Origin of the sequence: Pseudarthrobacter sp. NPDC092424 (assembly GCF_044754925.1) — a bacterium.
GTDB lineage: Bacteria > Actinomycetota > Actinomycetes > Actinomycetales > Micrococcaceae > Arthrobacter.
Genome location: NZ_JBIVQC010000010.1, coordinates 28,408 through 44,187 on the forward strand (window position 1 = coordinate 28,408; position 15,780 = coordinate 44,187).

General features: G+C 67.0%; 14 protein-coding genes. 5 read left to right on the plus strand and 9 right to left on the minus strand.

Annotated features, from left to right (window positions below; all coding sequences use genetic code 11):
- Both flgL and ACIQCN_RS13455 read left to right on the plus strand, forming a co-directional pair.
- Positions 1–888 (plus strand): flagellar hook-associated protein FlgL, encoded by an 888-nt coding sequence (gene flgL, locus ACIQCN_RS13450; RefSeq protein ID WP_400604759.1) that lies wholly within the window; start codon positions 1–3, stop codon positions 886–888.
- A complete protein-coding gene (locus ACIQCN_RS13455; protein ID WP_400604761.1) occupies positions 885–1,259 on the plus strand; it encodes a flagellar assembly protein FliW in 375 nt (124 codons plus the stop codon). The genes flgL and ACIQCN_RS13455 overlap by 4 nt, the downstream gene beginning before the upstream one ends.
- A gap of 52 nt (positions 1,260–1,311) precedes the next feature.
- On the opposite strand, the gene ACIQCN_RS13460 is transcribed toward ACIQCN_RS13455, so the two are convergent.
- Positions 1,312–1,905, minus strand: coding sequence for a D-alanyl-D-alanine carboxypeptidase family protein (locus tag ACIQCN_RS13460; RefSeq protein WP_400604763.1), 594 nt, complete (start codon positions 1,903–1,905; stop codon positions 1,312–1,314).
- A 492-nt stretch (positions 1,906–2,397) separates the two neighbouring features.
- Between ACIQCN_RS13460 and ACIQCN_RS13465 the strand changes: the two genes are divergently transcribed.
- Positions 2,398–3,762 (plus strand): EAL domain-containing protein, encoded by a 1,365-nt coding sequence (locus ACIQCN_RS13465; RefSeq protein WP_400611336.1) that lies wholly within the window; start codon positions 2,398–2,400, stop codon positions 3,760–3,762.
- Here ACIQCN_RS13465 and ACIQCN_RS13470 read toward each other — a convergent pair.
- Genes ACIQCN_RS13470 through paaA form a run of 6 tightly spaced genes read right to left on the minus strand, consistent with a single transcriptional unit; the run spans position 3,759 to position 8,659 of the window.
- Positions 3,759–4,538 (minus strand): enoyl-CoA hydratase/isomerase family protein, encoded by a 780-nt coding sequence (locus ACIQCN_RS13470; RefSeq protein WP_400611337.1) that lies wholly within the window; start codon positions 4,536–4,538, stop codon positions 3,759–3,761. The two genes, ACIQCN_RS13465 and ACIQCN_RS13470, sit on opposite strands and share 4 nt — an antisense overlap.
- Positions 4,539–4,565: 27 nt before the next feature.
- Positions 4,566–5,804: a 1,2-phenylacetyl-CoA epoxidase subunit PaaE gene (gene paaE / locus ACIQCN_RS13475; protein WP_400611338.1), complete on the minus strand. Its 1,239-nt coding sequence runs from the start codon at positions 5,802–5,804 to the stop codon at positions 4,566–4,568.
- Between the two features lie 11 nt (positions 5,805–5,815).
- Positions 5,816–6,343: a 1,2-phenylacetyl-CoA epoxidase subunit PaaD gene (gene paaD / locus ACIQCN_RS13480; protein WP_400604770.1), complete on the minus strand. Its 528-nt coding sequence runs from the start codon at positions 6,341–6,343 to the stop codon at positions 5,816–5,818.
- A 5-nt stretch (positions 6,344–6,348) separates the two neighbouring features.
- Positions 6,349–7,272: a 1,2-phenylacetyl-CoA epoxidase subunit PaaC gene (gene paaC / locus ACIQCN_RS13485; protein ID WP_400611339.1), complete on the minus strand. Its 924-nt coding sequence runs from the start codon at positions 7,270–7,272 to the stop codon at positions 6,349–6,351.
- Positions 7,269–7,652, minus strand: coding sequence for a 1,2-phenylacetyl-CoA epoxidase subunit PaaB (paaB, locus tag ACIQCN_RS13490; RefSeq protein WP_400611340.1), 384 nt, complete (start codon positions 7,650–7,652; stop codon positions 7,269–7,271). The genes paaC and paaB overlap by 4 nt, the downstream gene beginning before the upstream one ends.
- Positions 7,649–8,659, minus strand: a complete 1,011-nt coding sequence (gene paaA / locus ACIQCN_RS13495; RefSeq protein ID WP_400611341.1) for a 1,2-phenylacetyl-CoA epoxidase subunit PaaA — start codon at positions 8,657–8,659, stop codon at positions 7,649–7,651. Before paaA ends, paaB begins: the two co-directional genes overlap by 4 nt.
- 366 nt (positions 8,660–9,025) lie before the next feature.
- Between paaA and ACIQCN_RS13500 the strand changes: the two genes are divergently transcribed.
- Positions 9,026–10,000: a type IV toxin-antitoxin system AbiEi family antitoxin domain-containing protein gene (locus ACIQCN_RS13500; RefSeq protein ID WP_400611342.1), complete on the plus strand. Its 975-nt coding sequence runs from the start codon at positions 9,026–9,028 to the stop codon at positions 9,998–10,000.
- A 92-nt stretch (positions 10,001–10,092) separates the two neighbouring features.
- Here the strand turns inward: ACIQCN_RS13500 and ACIQCN_RS13505 are convergent, their stop codons facing one another.
- Positions 10,093–12,936, minus strand: coding sequence for an FAD-binding and (Fe-S)-binding domain-containing protein (locus ACIQCN_RS13505; RefSeq protein ID WP_400611343.1), 2,844 nt, complete (start codon positions 12,934–12,936; stop codon positions 10,093–10,095).
- Positions 12,936–14,669, minus strand: coding sequence for an L-lactate permease (locus tag ACIQCN_RS13510; RefSeq protein WP_400611344.1), 1,734 nt, complete (start codon positions 14,667–14,669; stop codon positions 12,936–12,938). Before ACIQCN_RS13510 ends, ACIQCN_RS13505 begins: the two co-directional genes overlap by 1 nt.
- Before the next feature lie 139 nt (positions 14,670–14,808).
- Between ACIQCN_RS13510 and ACIQCN_RS13515 the strand changes: the two genes are divergently transcribed.
- Positions 14,809–15,498, plus strand: coding sequence for a GntR family transcriptional regulator (locus tag ACIQCN_RS13515; RefSeq protein WP_400604782.1), 690 nt, complete (start codon positions 14,809–14,811; stop codon positions 15,496–15,498).
- Positions 15,499–15,780: the final 282 nt, after the last annotated feature.

Below are 15,780 nucleotides of genomic sequence, written 5' to 3' on the forward strand. Positions count from 1 at the left end.
ATGATCACGCGCTCAACGAACCAAACCCTGAGCATCGCCGCGCAGCGCACCCTGCAGTCCAACATGACCCGGATGGCGGCCTTGCAGGAAAAGGTCGCCTCGCAGCAAAAGATTACCCGCCCCTCCGACGATCCGTCCGGCACTGCTGCCTCCCTGAAGGTGCGCGCGGAGCAGGCCGCGGCCGACCAGTACGGCCGTAACATCGCCAACGGCAACGGCTGGCTGACCACTCTTGATACCGCCATGAGCACTGCGACGGGCATCCTGAACCGCGTTCGGGACCTGACCATCCAGGGCGCCAACGACTCGGTACCGCCGGCGGCCCGCCAGGCGATCGCCGTCGAGCTTGAAGGCCTGCGGGCCGACCTGCTCAGTCAGGCCAACACCCAGTACCTAGGGCGCAGCGTGTTCGCCGGTACATCGGATGCCGCGGGCGCCTTCACCGTTGACAATCCCCCTGTCTTTACCGGCGTGCCCGGTGCTGCGGTGGAACGGCGGATAGCTCCCGGCACCACCGTCCGTGTCTGCACCGACGGCGCGGCAGTCTTCGGCACCGGCACTGACTCAGTTTTTAGCCTGGTGGACAGCATCGTGGCCGATCTGCGCTCCGGTGTGAATGTCAGCCGACACCTTGCCGCCATTGATGCCCGGCATGAGGTGTTTATTGGACAATATGCTGACATCGGCACCCGCCATGCGCAGCTCCTGCGTGCGGAAGAGATAAACATGGACCTTTCCGGCCTGTTGGAGGCCCAGCGTTCCGGCGTCGAAGACGTGGACACCGCTCAGGCGATCCTGGACATGAACCTCCAGGAGGTCAACTACCGGACGGCCCTGGCCGTGACTGCCAAGGTCCTGCAGCCTACCCTTATGGACTTCCTGCGATGAGCGCGGTGACGTTCACCTCGCCTTTGCCCGGGCTGGCGCCCTTTGTTGACTTCAGCCTCGATGCGGTGGACGGCGCCGAGGGGCTTTATTCGCTGCGGTCGGCAGACGAATCAGCACTTCGACTCTTCCTGGTGGACCCTGCGGTCTACGCTCCGGGTTACCAGCCCCACATGTCCCCAGCGCAGCTGGAACAGTTGGCGCCCGGAGAAACCGGTGTAAGGATCCTGCTGGTGGCTAACCCGGCCGAAGACGGAACCACTGTGAACCTGATGGCACCCATCGTGGTCAACCCGGTCAGCGGGATGTGTGCACAGGTGGTCCTTGAAGGCAGCAGCTGGCCAGTGCGGGCCCAACTCCCTTTGGCAGGGTAAGCGGCAGGCCCAGGCCGGGCGCCCTGCCGGCAGACCCCCAATGACAGCCGCTTCAGCCCGCCGTCGGATGTTCCTGGTCCGCGACGTAGGCCTCGAGCGTATCCGCCGGGCCGCGGTGCATGGCAGCCGCCGTCGCGATGCCGACATGCCGCAGGTGCCATGGTTCGTACGTGTAGCCGGTGACTGCCTGCGCGCCTGCCGGATACCGGACGATGAACCCGTAACGCCAGGCGTTCGCTGCAGCCCAGGCACCGGCGGGAGTCTGCGCGAAGCATGGCATCAAGGCGCATTCGCCGGAGGGATCGGCGATGTCCACGGCGAGGCCGGTCTGGTGTTCGCTGTGACCCGGTTGCGCGGACAGGTCCGCAGCCCGCCCGGCGCCTAACGTAGCCACGAATCCTGCGTGCAGGGCCTCTTGTTCCTGGTAGGAGCGGTACCCGCTGGCGACGAGGACGGGCGAGCCGTCGCCCGCGGCGGCCTCCAACATGGCTTCGAGGTCCCGGGCCGCAGCCTCAACGAGCCTCGTGCCTGCGATGGATACGAGGTCATCCGGAACGTAGGTGAGCGGCTGAAGAGGGCGTTCCTTGGTCACCAGGAGCGGAAGTCGCCACGGGTCTGTAGCCGCGGCTGAGGGTCCTGGAGTCATGGCAGGGCCCTCGTAGGTTGGGACCCCGTCCGGCTTTGCTGCCTGGCCCGCTGTCCCATGTCCCGCAGACGGCTGCGAACCCACTATGCCCTGGGCAGCGAGCAAAACCAGCAGGGATCCTGCTCCCGTCAGGGCCAACAGAACCGACACAGGCTGTTTGGGAACCTCGGGGCCCGTGTTCGTGAGGTGCCCGCGACGCTGCGGAGCATGCTGCTGCCGGGCTCCTGCCGCCCTGCTCTCCCTCAAAGGCACGGCTTAACTATCGGCAGCGTGCCGCAGACGGTAACCACCGGCCGCGCCATTGTTGGGAACTGGCCGGAAAGAAAGACAGCTCTGACGCGTTCAGGTAGCATAAATTCACTGGGGAAAAGGGGGCCAACAGTGGGGCTTTCTGCCGATCCACGCCCGCCAGCCTCCCAAAGCACTGAAGCCGCCTCGGGCGTTGACCATGCCGGCCCGGGCCGGGCCGGCGGGGCACGAGGCAGCCGGGACATGCTGTCATCCGCGGCCGGGCGCCTGTTCCTTGCCGTTGTCGGGCTGCAAAGCGCAATCGCCCTCGCCATCCTCCTGGGGTTGTTGTCCCGCGAGCACTGGCTGTCCGCTCCCGGAGCAGTGGAGTTCCTGGCCACGGCAGCGGTCGTCCTGGTGCCGGTAAGCGTGACAGCCACCTGCCTCTTGGTACGGGAGCAACGGCATGAGAGCCGAAAGGCATCCCGAACGGCCGAACTTATGAGTACCGTCCTGTCCACGAGCCGCGAATGGCTCTGGGAAGTGGACGCCGACTGGCGGTTCACCTTTTCCAGTCCTGCCTCCGCCACGATATTGGGCTATGCACCCGGCGAACTCATCGGCCGGCATTGCGGACTTGTGGTGGGCGAATCGGACCTCGCCGCGGCACAGAAAATAATTGCCGATCCGGCCCGCAAGGGCTCCTTCACCGGTCTGATCGTGCCCTGCCGGCACCGTAACGGAAGCACCGTCTGGGTGGAGGCGTCCGGACGCGCCCGCTATGACGGCTCCGGCGTCATGAACGGCTTCGAGGGCACCAGCAGACCTTTGGGGTCCGAGACTGCGCAGACCATCTCCGCCAAACAGATGCGGGGCCGGATCGAGGCAGTCCTGGAAGGGCTGTCCTTCAGCATCGCCTTCCAGCCGATCTACGACCTGTCCAGCGGCCGCGTCACCGGCGCAGAGGCCCTCGCCAGGTTTCGGGATGCTGGGGATGTAACCCCCGATATCTGGTTCAGCCAGGCCACCTCCGTTGGCCTCGGCGCAGAACTCGAACTGGCTTCCATGCAGGCTGCGCTTGCCGCCGCCACAGGCCTGCCTGCTGACATCTACGTCTCGGTGAACCTTTCCCCTGAAACCTGCCTCAATCCCCGTCTGGCTGAAGTGATCCGCCGGTCACAGCCCGCGGCGCGCCCCATAGTCCTGGAACTGACCGAGAGGACAGCCGTCGCCGACTACCGGACTCTGAGGGAAGCACTCGCCGTTCTTCGCCGCGATGGGATCCTGCTGGCCGTGGACGATGCCGGGGCCGGCTTCGCCTCCATGCGCCACATCCTGCAACTGGCCCCGGACATCATCAAAATCGACCGCGAAATCATCGCCGGGATAGACAAGAGCAAAGGTCAGTACGCCCTGGGCGCCGCCATGACCGAATTCGCTGCGCACGTTGGGGCCGTCGTCGTGGCCGAAGGGATCGAAACGGAGAGGGAACTCGCCGCTGTCACCAGCATTGGCATGGCCGGAGGGCAGGGATACCTGTTGGGGCGCCCGTCCACCCGGCCCGGCGATTGGGCACAATGGAAACCGGTGCCGACGGCGGAGAACAGGTCCCCGGAATCGTCAGGCTAACCCTTGAACTGCGGCTCCCGCTTCTCCTGGAACGCCCGGAAACCCTCGGCATAGTCTTCCGTGGTGCACAGCCGGGCCTGCTCCGCGTTCTCTTCCTGCATTGAGGCCCACAGTCCCAGCCGCTGGTCCCGAATGTGCGCCACCAGCTCCTTGGACGCAACAAAAGCGCCCGTCGGCCCGGCAGCCACCCGGCCCACGATCCCCCGCGTCGTCTCCAGCAGCGAGCCGGCCGGCATCGCCCGGCTGAACAACCCTTGCGCCACCGCCTCTGCGCCGGAGATCAGGTCCGCCGTATAGATCAGGTCCAGCGTCCGGTGCATGCCAAGCCGCTCCGTGAAGTACCAGTGCCCGCCCGAATCCAGCGTGGCGCCCAGCTTGGCGAACGGCGAGCCGAACTTGGCGTTCTCCGCCACGTACACCACGTCCGTAGCCAGCAGCAGCCCCAGCCCCACGCCCAGGCACGCCCCCTGGGCGGCTGCGAACGTCGGAGCGGGGAACGCTGCCATCTTCTTAAGCAGTGGCTCCACCAGCCCGCCCAGGTACGCGGCGGCGTCGTCGCTCTCCGGGGTGACTCCGGCGATGTCCCGGCCCGCGCAGAAGGCGCGGCCCTCTCCGCGCAGAAGCAGCGCCCGCACCTCACCGCGGGAGGCGGCGGCAGCGGCGTCGTCGTACGCCTGGGTTAAATCCTTCAGTGCCTGCCCGTCGAGCGAATTGAGCTTGTGCGGCGCGTCAAGCACCACCTCGGCAACACCGTTGTTGATGGACAGCGAAATCATGGAGCTCCTCAAGTGGTCGGATACAGGCTAGACGTCGAAGTCGACCGTGACTTCCTTGCTGGTGGGGTGGCTTTGGCACGTGAGCACGTAGCCCTTGTCCAGCTCATCCTGCTCCAGCGCATAGTTTTCGTCCATGGTGACGCTGCCGGTGACCACCTTTGCCCGGCACGTGCCGCACACCCCGCCGGCGCACGCGAACGGCACGTCCGGCCGGACCCGGAGCGCGGCGTTCAGGATCGACTCGCGGGCGTGGGTGGGGCTGGCCACCTCGCCCTGCAGGCCGTCCAGCTTGAACGTGATCTTGTACGTCTCCTTGGACTCGTCCACCAGCACGGGACGGCCGGCATGCCCCTCCGGGCGGTCCGGCTTGCCGGAGGTGAACAACTCAAACCGGACATGCTCCGGCTTCACGCCGCGTTCGGCCAGGGTGTCGCGGCACAGCTGCACCAGTTCAAACGGCCCGCAAAGGAACCACTCGTCCACGTCGTCCGCGTGGATGGCGGTGCCGAGGAGCTGCTGCAGCTTCTCCGCGTCGATCCGGCCGCTCAGCAGCGGCGCGATCCGCTGCTCGCGGGACAGCACGTGGTGGATGGCCAGCCGCTGCGGGTACCTGTCCTTCAGGTCCGCCAGCTCCTCCAGGAACATCACGTCCATGGCGGCCTTGTTGGCGTAGATCAGGTCGAAGCGGGTATCCGGGTTGGCGGCCAGCAGCGTGCGGGCGATCGCGATCACCGGGGTGATGCCGGACCCCGCTGCGATGGCCACGAACGTGCCGCCTCTAAGTCCGGCGTCCCCCGCCAGCTCCTCCGGGTGGTTCATGGAGTTCATGACGTTCTGCTCCACAGCCTGCCCGTCCCGCCCGTGCTTGGACACGAACGCGCCCATCGGGCTCATCACGTCCAGCGTGTCCCCGGCCTTGAGCTCGGCGTTGGCCCACGTGGAGAACAGCCCGCCCAGGTCCTTCTTGATGGCGACGCGGATCTCGCTGGTGCCGTCCGCGAAGCTCCGCGGCTCGGCGCAGATCGAGTAGCTGCGGCGGATTTCCTTCGGCTCGCCCGCCTCGTCCGGCAGCGTGGTGCGCAGGGCCACGTACTGGCCGGGCAGGTAGTCGAACTGGCCGGCGAGCTCCGCGGGTACGTGGAAGGAGACCTCGATGGCGTCATCGGTGAGCCGGCGGACCTCCTTCACGGCGAGCGTATGGAAGGACGGACGACGGCGGCCGGTCACCTGCGCTTCTTCGGCGGCGGTCTGGCGGACAACAGGCATGGGTGCTTCCTTTACAGGACTTTGAAGTAGTCGAACGGTTCCTTGCAGTCCTGGCAGACGTACAGCGCCTTGCAGGAGGTGGAACCGAAACGGGTGAGTTCCTTGGTGTTGAGGCTGGCGCACTGCGGGCACTTCACGGCCAGGCTCAAGCGGACGGGACCGGAGTGGCCGCCGGCCTTGGAGTTGCCGGTGGGCGGGGCGATGCCGTACTCCTGCAGCTTTGCCTTGCCTTCGTCCGTCATCCAGTCCGTGGTCCACGCCGGGGCGAGGACCAGTTCCACCTGCACGTCCTGGTAGCCCTCCTTCGCGAAGGCAGTCTTCAGGTCATCCCGGATGGCGTCCATGGCCGGGCAGCCCGAGTACGTTGGCGTGATGGTGACGCGGACGGTCCGGGGCGTGCCGCCGTCGTCCGTTTCCTCCGTCACCTGGACGTTGCGGAGGATGCCCAGGTCAGCAATGGTAAGCACCGGAATTTCCGGATCGCACACCGTGGCGGCGATGTCCCAGGCCTTCTGGCGCCGGTCAACCTCCGTGGCCATGACGGTCACCAGCCTGCCCCGGGGTGCTCGCGGGCCAGCACCTGCATCTCCGCGAGGATGTAGCCGAGGTACTCGGAGTGCCTGCCCTGGCGGCCGCCGCCGGGGGCCGGCGGGACGTCCGGGACGTCCAGTTCCGCCTCGGCGAGGATTTCGCCGGTGAGCCGGTCGAAGTCCTCCCGCAGAGTGGAAGGCACGACGGCGGCACCCGCCTCAGCCAGCCGCAGCGTCAGGTCGTCGTCCTGGAACAGTTCGTTCACGTACGGCCACATGGTGCGCAGGCCGTGGATCATGCGGGTCCGGGATTCCTCGGTGCCGCCGGCCAGGCGGAGGATCCACTGGGCGCTGTGGTCCCGGTGGTAATCCACTTCCTTCACGGCCTTGGCGGCGATGGCTGAGAGGGTTGCATCCGTGGATCCTGTGAGGCGGCGGTAAAGCTCGAACTGGTAGTAGCTCACCACGAACTGGCGGGCGATGGTGGCCGCGAAGTCCCCGTTGGGCTGCTCGAACAGCTGGACGCTGCGGAACTCGTGTTCGCGGCGGAAGTAGGCCAGGTCGTCCTCGGTCCGGGGCGTGCCGTCCTCGCTGGGCAGGCCGGCGCCGGCATAGGTGAGGAAGCTGCGGGCGTGGCCCAGCTGGTCCAGGGCGATGTTGCCCAGGGCGATGTCCTCCTCCAGTTCGGGGGCCCTGGAGATCCAGTGGCCCAGGCGCTGCGCCAGGATCAGGGCATCGTCGCCAAGGCGGAGGGCATATTCTGCAATGTCCCGGCTGGGCCGGGCTGCGCCGGTGCTGATCTCGAGGGCGATATCTTCCGGACGGAGCGCGTTACCGGGGGTGATTCTTGTTGCGGAGGCGTTGGAGTCACCACTGCCGCTGGGCGCAGCCACGCCGGTGGAGATGTCGCCGTGGCCTTCGGTATGGGTGGAGCTCACAGGTGCTTCACCCCTTCGCTCTTGGTGTAGTAGGTGGCGTGCCGGTAATCCTTGCCCTGGGGCGACTCGAAGAAGGCGCCCTTGGAGTCGGGGTCGCTGGCGGCGATGGCGTCCGCGGGGACCACCCAGATGGAGACGCCTTCGTTCCTTCTCGTGTAGAGGTCGCGGGCGTTGCGCAGTGCCATGGCGGCGTCCGGGGCGTGCAGGGAGCCGGCGTGGACATGGCTCAGGCCGCGGCTGGACCGGACGAAGACCTCCCAAAGGCCCCAGGCGGAGCGGTCATCCGTGTGCTCGTTGGGCGCAGGGCTGGCCTTGGGGGCGTCGCGGTTGATCCGGGCGGCGGCGCTTGCGGGGGCTTCCGGGTTGCCGTGGGGTGTCATGCTGCGTATTCCTTTGCCTTGGCTGACTGTTTTGCTGCGTAAGCCGCCGCTGCCTCGCGGACCCAGGCGCCGGCGTCGTGCGCTTCCCTGCGGCGCTCCAGGCGCTGGGCGTTGCACGGGCCGCGGCCGGCGAGCACCTCGTGGAACTCCTCCCAGTCCAGGGGGCCGTGCTCCCACTTCCTGGTGTCCTCGTTGAAGCGGATCTGGTCATCGGGGAGGGTGAGGCCCAGGACCCTGACCTGTTCGACCATCATGCCGACGAAGCGGCTGCGGAGTTCGTCGTTGCTGAAGCGCTTGATGTTCCAGGCCATGGACTGCTTGGAGTTGGGCGAATCGTCATCCGGCGGGCCGAACATCATCAGGGCCGGGGCATACCAGCGGTTCACGGCGTCCTGGGCCATCTGCTTCTGGGCTTCTGTACCGTTGGCGAGTTCCAGCAGGATCTCAAAACCCTGGCGCTGGTGGAAGGATTCTTCCTTGCAGATGCGGACCATGGCTCGTCCGTAGGGCCCGTAGGAGGCGCGGCACAGCGGGACCTGGTTACAGATCGCGGCGCCGTCCACGAGCCAGCCGATGGCGCCCATGTCCGCCCAGGTCAGGGCAGGGTAGTTGAAGATGCTGGAGTAACGGGCCTTGCCGGCGATGAGGTCATCCATCATCTTGTCCCTGGACTGGCCAAGGGTTTCGGCGGCGGAGTAGAGGTAGAGGCCGTGGCCGGCCTCGTCCTGGACCTTGGCCATGAGGATGGCCTTGCGTTTGAGGCTGGGGGCCCTTGAGATCCAGTTGGCTTCAGGCTGCATGCCGATGATTTCCGAGTGGGCGTGCTGGCTCACCTGGCGGAGGAGGGTTTTGCGGTACGCGGCCGGCATCCAGTCCTTCGGCTCGACCCTCGAATCCTCGGCGATGATGCGGTCGAAGTTGGCCTGGCCTTCGGCGTCCAGCTGCGCCTGGTGCTGCTCTGACGCGGGTTGCTCGGCGGGCACTGATTGCAGGGTATGCGCTGCCATGGTTGCTCCTATGCAATGACCTTCGGGGACGTGCGGAATTATTTACCGACCGTTCGTTCAGGATATGCGGAAGGGGCGTGGGGCGTCAAGCGTGTTGGGCGGGCGGCTGGTGGTGTCCCTTCGACGCGCATCTTTGCAATCGACGCCCATGTTCCCGGACGCGGCCCATATATGACGTGCGCCAGGGCAGGACAGGGTCGAGGACAAATATGCGCGTCGAAAACATGCCCACGGCTGCGGTCCCGGACCCCGCTTTCTTTCACGCCGGCACCCCTGACACGGCATGGCGGTCCCCGACAGCCCCGGTTATCCACATAGCAGGACTTCCCCCTCCCGCTGCTGGCCTGGCGGTGCCACCGTGAATCCATGCAAGACCTTCCCCCACTCCTGCTGGCCCGCGAACGGATCGAACACGGGCTGACGGCCAACGACCTCGGAAAGCGAGTGCGGGCCGGCGAGCTGGTCCGGGTCCGGCACGGGGTCTACGTGGACGGGCAGACGTGGCAGGAACTTAAACCATGGGAGCAGTACCGGGTGCGGGTCCAGGCAGCCGCGGAAACGCTCGAAAATCCCACGGTGTTTGCCCGGCGCTCTTCGGCCAGCGTGTGGGGCATCCCCATAATTGGCCAGCACCATCCCGTCGAGGCCCTCACCCACAAGAACGACGGCGGGCGGTCGCGCGCCGGGGTCCGCCGCCACTTCGCCGCACTGGGATGTGTGGATCCAGTCCAGCGGGAAGGACTGCTGGTCACCGGCCGCCGTCGCACCGTCCTGGATCTCGGCGCCTTTCTTCCGTTTACCGAAGCCATCGCGCCGCTCGATCATGTACTGAAGCCGGACATTGCCCGGGCATTGCCGGCCCTCACCAAAGCCGAGCTGGAAGCGGGTATTGAATCGAACTATTCCGCAGCTGCGGCGCGGAGGATCCGGGCGGCAATCAAGTTCGCGGACCCGCGCTCGGGGTCGCCGGGAGAATCGTTGAGCCGGGCGCTGATCCATGTTGCGGGGTTCGAGGCACCGGTCCTGCAATTCAACGTGCGGACAACGGAAGGCTCATTGGGCTACACGGACTTTTACTGGAAAGAGGCCTGGGTGGTGGGCGAGTTCGACGGCGTGGAGAAGTATGTGAAGGCCGAGTACCTCAAGGGCCGCACCACTTCCCAAGCGGTGGTGGCGGAGAAGAACCGCGAGAACCGGATCCGCGCCACCGGGCTGAACGTGGTGCGGTGGGACTGGGCGGTCCTGATGGAGCCCGGGCGGCTGGAAGCCGAGCTGGCCGCAGCAGGCGTGCCCCGCCGTCGTACGCGTTCTGCCGTTATCGACGCAGGAGCCCGGCCATGACGCGCAAATTACCTGTCGCCCCGCATGTGGCGCGGCGCCAGGTAATGCGCGTGTCGGCCGGCCCCTACGCCCGGACTGGAGCTGGGAGGCGGTCAGCGGGTCACTTCCTCCAGCAACTCCAGCACGTGCCGGTAGTCCGCGCCGGTTGCCCGGGTCATTCCCAGCTCACAGGTGCGGTTGCAGGAGGCGTGCGCCTGCGCGCCGAGCTCCCCCACTTCCGCGGCCTGTTTGCCGGTGGCGGAAGCCGTAAGCTCGGGGTGGAGCATGCCGCGGTCCCCGGCGAAGGCGCAGCAGCCCCAGTTCACGGGGACGTCCACCTTCTCCGCAACGGCGCCAGCCACGGCATCCAGGGAACCGTTGATCCCCATCCGTGTGGAGGAGCAGGTGGGGTGCAGCGCCAGCGATTCGAGCTTCGCGTACTCGGGCAGTCCGGGCAGGATGCGTTCGGCGGCGAAATCCACGGCGTCCACGATCCGCAGCGGCCGCTGACCCACCAGCGGGACGTCCGCCTCGACCGCCTGGCGCAGCCCCTCCGTGCAGGAGGATGCATCGCAGATGATGGCCAGTTCCCCGTCCCGGGTTGCCTCCCGGAGCGCGGCGATGGTCTTCTCCTGCATGGTGGCCTGCCCGGCCGCCATGCCCTTGGACGACCACGGGGTGCCGCAGCACAGCGAATCGATCCCTTCAGGGACCAGCAGCGTGATGCCTGCCCGTTCGCACAGCTGTTCAAAGCTGTACTGCACCCCGCGGCCGGCACCGGCGGCCCCGGATGCCCCCGATCCGCCCGCCGAGGCAGGCCCAAACATCGTCCCCACGCACGCGGGGAAGTAGACGGCGTCAGGTGCGTTGTCCGGCGTCGGGCGCTTCCGCACGGACCCGCCGGCGGGCAGCTCCGGCGAGTACAGCGGCACCGTATCCCTGCCCAGCACCGCTCGGGCGGCCTTGTTGGGGGCCACCACCGCGGGCGACGGCAGCTTGTCCACCACGGTCAGTGCGAGCGAGGCCCCGCGCGTGACGCCTTCCCAGTGCTTGGCGGCGGCGTTCCAGGCGCCGTTGGCCACCGGCCCGGCATCCGCGCGCCGGAACCGTTTGACCAGCAGTCCGGTGTTAATTCCCACCGGACAGGCTGTCTGGCACATGCCGTCCACGGCGCACGTCTGCACGGACTCGTAGTCGTAATCCTTCTCCAGTTGCTTGACCAGAGCCGCGTCCCCGGCCAGCCTGGCGGCCTCGATGGCGCGGAGCGTGACGATGCGCTGCCGCGGCGTCAGGGTGAGGTCCTTGCTGGGGCACACCGGTTCGCAGTATCCGCAGGAAACGCACCGGTCGACTTCCTCGGCCACCGGCGGCGCGGTCTTGATGTGGCGGAGGTGGGCCTCGGGGTCGTCGTCCATGAGTACGCCGGGGTTCAGCATTCCGGCCGGATCGAACAGTTCCTTGATCCGCCGCATCACCCCGTACAGTTCGTCGCCGTACTGCCGGCGCACGTAGGGGGCCATGACCCGCCCGGTCCCGTGTTCGGCCTTCAGGGAGCCGCCTTCACCGAGCACCAGGTCCACCATGTCCTCTGTGAAGGCGGTGTACCTGTCCAGTTCCTCCGTGCTGGCGAATCCGTCGGTGAGCATGAAGTGGACGTTGCCGTCCTTGGCGTGGCCGAAGATCACGCTGTTCTCGTACCGGTACTTCCCGAACAGCCCGATCAGTTCCCGGCAGGTGCGGGCCAGTGCCGGCACCGGCACCACGATGTCCTCCAGCAGCGCCGTGGTGCCCTGCGGCCGTGCCCCGGCCACCGACGCATAGAGGCCCTTGCGCAGGTGCCACAGCTGCGCCCGGGCGGAGGCGTCGCCGGTGAACTGGGCCGGTGCTGCCAGGTTGAGGCCCGCCAGGGTGCGCTCCCCCACCTGCTGCAGCGCGCCCAGGTCGTCCTTCTGCCCGGCCGAGTACTCCACCAGCAGCGCCGCGTGCTCGTGGACTGCCAGGTCCTGCACGACGGCGGGAGTCCCCTTCAGCGTCTGGCCCACCTTGAGCGAGAGCGCATCCAGGAGCTCCACGGTGGCGGCGCCGGTATCCACCAGAGCCGGCAGCGCCTCGTTGGCGGCCTGCAGGTCCGGGAAGACCAGCAGCCCGGTGGCAGCGTGCGGCAGCCGCGGAATGGTGCGGAACACGGCCTCGGCCACGAAACCCAGGGTGCCCTCACTGCCCACGATGAGATGGGCCATGATGTCCACCGGCCGGTCGTAGTCCAGCAGGGAGTTCAGGCCGTAGCCCATGGTGTTCTTCATGCTGAACTGCTGCTGGATCCGCTGCACCGAGCCACTGTTGCCGCGGACCCGGGCGGCAAGCTGCACCAGGCCCTCATGCAGCTCCGGTTCCAGGGCGCGCAGCCTGGCATCCGCGTCCGCGGCGCCGGTGTCGATAACGGTCCCGGAGGGCAGGACCACCGTGAGCGACTCGAGCGTGCGGTAGGCATTGTTTACGGTGCCGCAGTTCATTCCCGACGAGTTGTTTGCCACCACGCCGCCGATGGTGCAGGCGGATTCACTGGCGGGATCGGGGCCGAACTTCCGCCCATAGGGGGCCAGCCGGGCATTGAGTGCCCGAACGGTCACGCCGGGCTGCACCCGGACCCGGGCGCCGCCGTCGAGCACCTCAACGTCCCTGAAGTTGCGGCGCACGTCCACCAGCACGCCGTCGGTCACGGCCTGGCCGCTGAGGCTGGTCCCGCCGGAACGAAGCGTCAAGGGGACGCCCTGCGCCGCGCTGGCACGGAGCAGGCTGCCCACTTCCGACGCGTTCGCCGGAACCGCCACGGCCTGCGGGATGAGCAGGAAGTGGGAGGCGTCGTGGGCGTTGGCGTGAAGGTCGATGGCGCGGGTCTTGACCTGCCCCGGGTCGGCCACTGCCTGCCGGAAGGCCGCAAGCTCGAGTCCGGGCATCAGGGAACCATCCAGCCCAGCACCGGGGTGGACTGCAGGAAGATCAGCACCGTGATGAGGGCCAGGAGGGCCAGACTCCAGCCGATCAGCTTGCGGAACAGGGTTCCTTCCGCGCCGTCCAGGCCCACGGCCGCGGACGCCACGGCGAGGTTTTGCAGGGACAGCATCTTGCCCATCACGCCGGCGGAAGAGTTGGAGGCGGCCATCAGCACAGGCGAAAGACCGGTCTGTTCGGCGGCGGTGGCCTGCATCTGGCCAAAGAGCGAGTTGGACGAAGTGTCCGATCCGGTGAGGGCGACGCCGATCCAGCCGATCAGCGGCGAGAGCAGCGCGAAGAAGCCGCCGGCCGAGGCCAGGGCGAAGCCCAGCGTGGTGGTTTGGCCAGAGAGGTTCATGACGAAAGACAGGCCCAGCACCGCAGTCACGGTGACGATGGTCCAGCGGAGCTGCACCAGGGTCTCCCGGTAGATGCGCAGACCCTGCGACGCGCTGATCTTGTACAGCACCATGGTGAGCACGCCGGACAGCAGCAGCAGGGTTCCGGTGGACTTGAAGTGGTCCAGCTTGAACTTGGTCGCTGCCACGGCCTTGCCGGCCGAGTCCTCGATGTGCAGGCCGGGCCATGCGAAGGTTACGCTGCCAACCTGGCCCAGCCAGGCCTTAATGGCCGGGATCTGCGCGATGGAGAACACCGCGATGATGATGAGGTAGGGGGCTATGGCGAACCATATCTGCCGTGGCTCGGGCCGGGTGTTGTCCGTGGGGATGCCGGCTGCGTCAGTGCCCGCCGCCGATCGGCGGGGGCCGCCGGCCGCCGTCGTGCTTTCCGCTGCCGCTCCCGCCCCGGAAAGGGTACCGCCGGGCGGCACCATGGCCGGAACGTCAGCGGTCTGAGCGGAACCGCCCACGCCCACGGTCTCGGCGGGCTGCCACACCTTGAGCATCAGCAGCACCGCGGCGACCGTGACCACGGCGGCAACCACGTCGGTGAGCTCCACGGCGAGGTAGTTGGAGGTGACAAACTGTGAGGCGCCAAAGGCTGCGCCCGCTACGAGGGCAACGGGCCAGGTCTGCTTCACGCCCCGCTTGCCGTCCACAATGAAGACCAGCAGCAACGGAACGATAAGGGCGATGAACGGCGTCTGGCGGCCTGCCATCGAGGACAGGTCCTGCAGGGGCAGCCCGGTGACGCCGTTCAGGGCGATGATCGGGGCGGCCATGGCGCCGAACGCCACCGGAGCGGTGTTGGCCAGCAGGGAAACGATCGCGGACTTGAGCGGCTTCATGCCGGCGGCCATCAGCATGGCAGCGGAGATTGCCACAGGGGCGCCGAATCCGGCAAGGGACTCAAGGAGCGCGCCGAAGCAGAAGGCAATGAGGATGGCGAGGATTCGCAGGTCGTTGGAGATGGAGCGGATGGTCCGGCCCAGGACTTCGAACCAGGGCGTGGCCACCGTGAGCTTATAGATCCACAGCGCGTTGACCAGGATCCAGAGAATGGGAAACAGGCCGTAGAAGATGCCTGCGGCGGTGGCGCTCAGCGCCTGGTCCAGCGGCATCTGCCAGCCGATGACGGCCAGGGCCAGGGAGAGGACCAGGCTGGCAATTGCGGCTTTGGGCGCCTTGACCCGGAAAACACCCAGCAGGATAAAAAGCAGGGCCAGCGGAAGTGCAGCACAGAGGGCCGAGAGCAGGAGCGAGCCTGCTATTGGATCGAGGATTTGCTGAAACATAAGACTCCAGTTGTGTGGGCCATCACATCGACGTGATGATGGATCGATTGTCTAACAAGTACACATGTAGGTCAATAGTTGTGCGCGCTTGTCTGGCAAGATTGGCAACAGGACATACACAAGCAAGGAACGGAGAACCGTGGCAGGCCGGGTATCAGCCGTCTCGATCGTTGAAGCAGTGGCTTCGGACCTGCGGCTGCGGATCTTCTCCGGCGATCTCGAATCCTCGCACGCGCTTACTGAAACGGACGTAGCGGCCTCCTACGAGGTTGCCCGGCCCACCGCAAAGGCGGCCATCGAAAAACTCGTCTCGGAGGGACTGCTGGCCCGCGGGGCGCATAAGACTGCCCGCGTGGTTGACCTTGGGCCTGAGTCGGTGCGCGACATCTACCTGGCGCGGGCCTACCTTGAGAGCGAAGTGCTCCGCAGGCTGGCAGCCGGGCGGACCGTTCCCGCCGGCGCGGTGCAAGCCAACCAGGACATAGCCGCACTAACCACGGGAGCGCCGCTGGACGTGGTGGAGCCGGACATGCGCTTCCACACCAGCCTGATCGACGCCGTCGGCAACGAACGGGTCAGCAAGATGTATTCGTCCCTGGTGGCGGAGGTCCGCCTCTGCATGTCCCGGGTGCAGTCACTGCACCTTCTGGACACTGCCCTCATCCAGGCCGAACACCAAAGGCTCCTTGAACTGATCGAGGCCGGGCGCGGGGAAGACGCCGCACGCCTGTTGGACGAGCACCTGGGCCGCGCCAGGGAGCGGCTGGTGGCCGCCATGGGCGGCGAAGCCGGTCCGGAAGCGGATCTGCCATCCAGCCTTGCCACCTAACCGGACACTGTTCATCCGCCGTCTTGAACAGGTGCGGCTCATGCTCACGCGGTTCCGCCACCCTAACTTTGCATTGGAACCGCAGGCGCGTTGAGACCTTCATCGACGGGGACCACCGACTACGTGCGCACTTGATCCCGGCGCACGGCGTTCCATGGCCGTTATGCCCAAATATCGCGGCAGGCCGGGCCGGTGATACCGTGACGCCTATGCATCTCAAGGCCTACCAGCGAGGCCCCACCCCGCAGCGCCCGAAGAAGAGGAAACCGCGAAAGGTTCTGA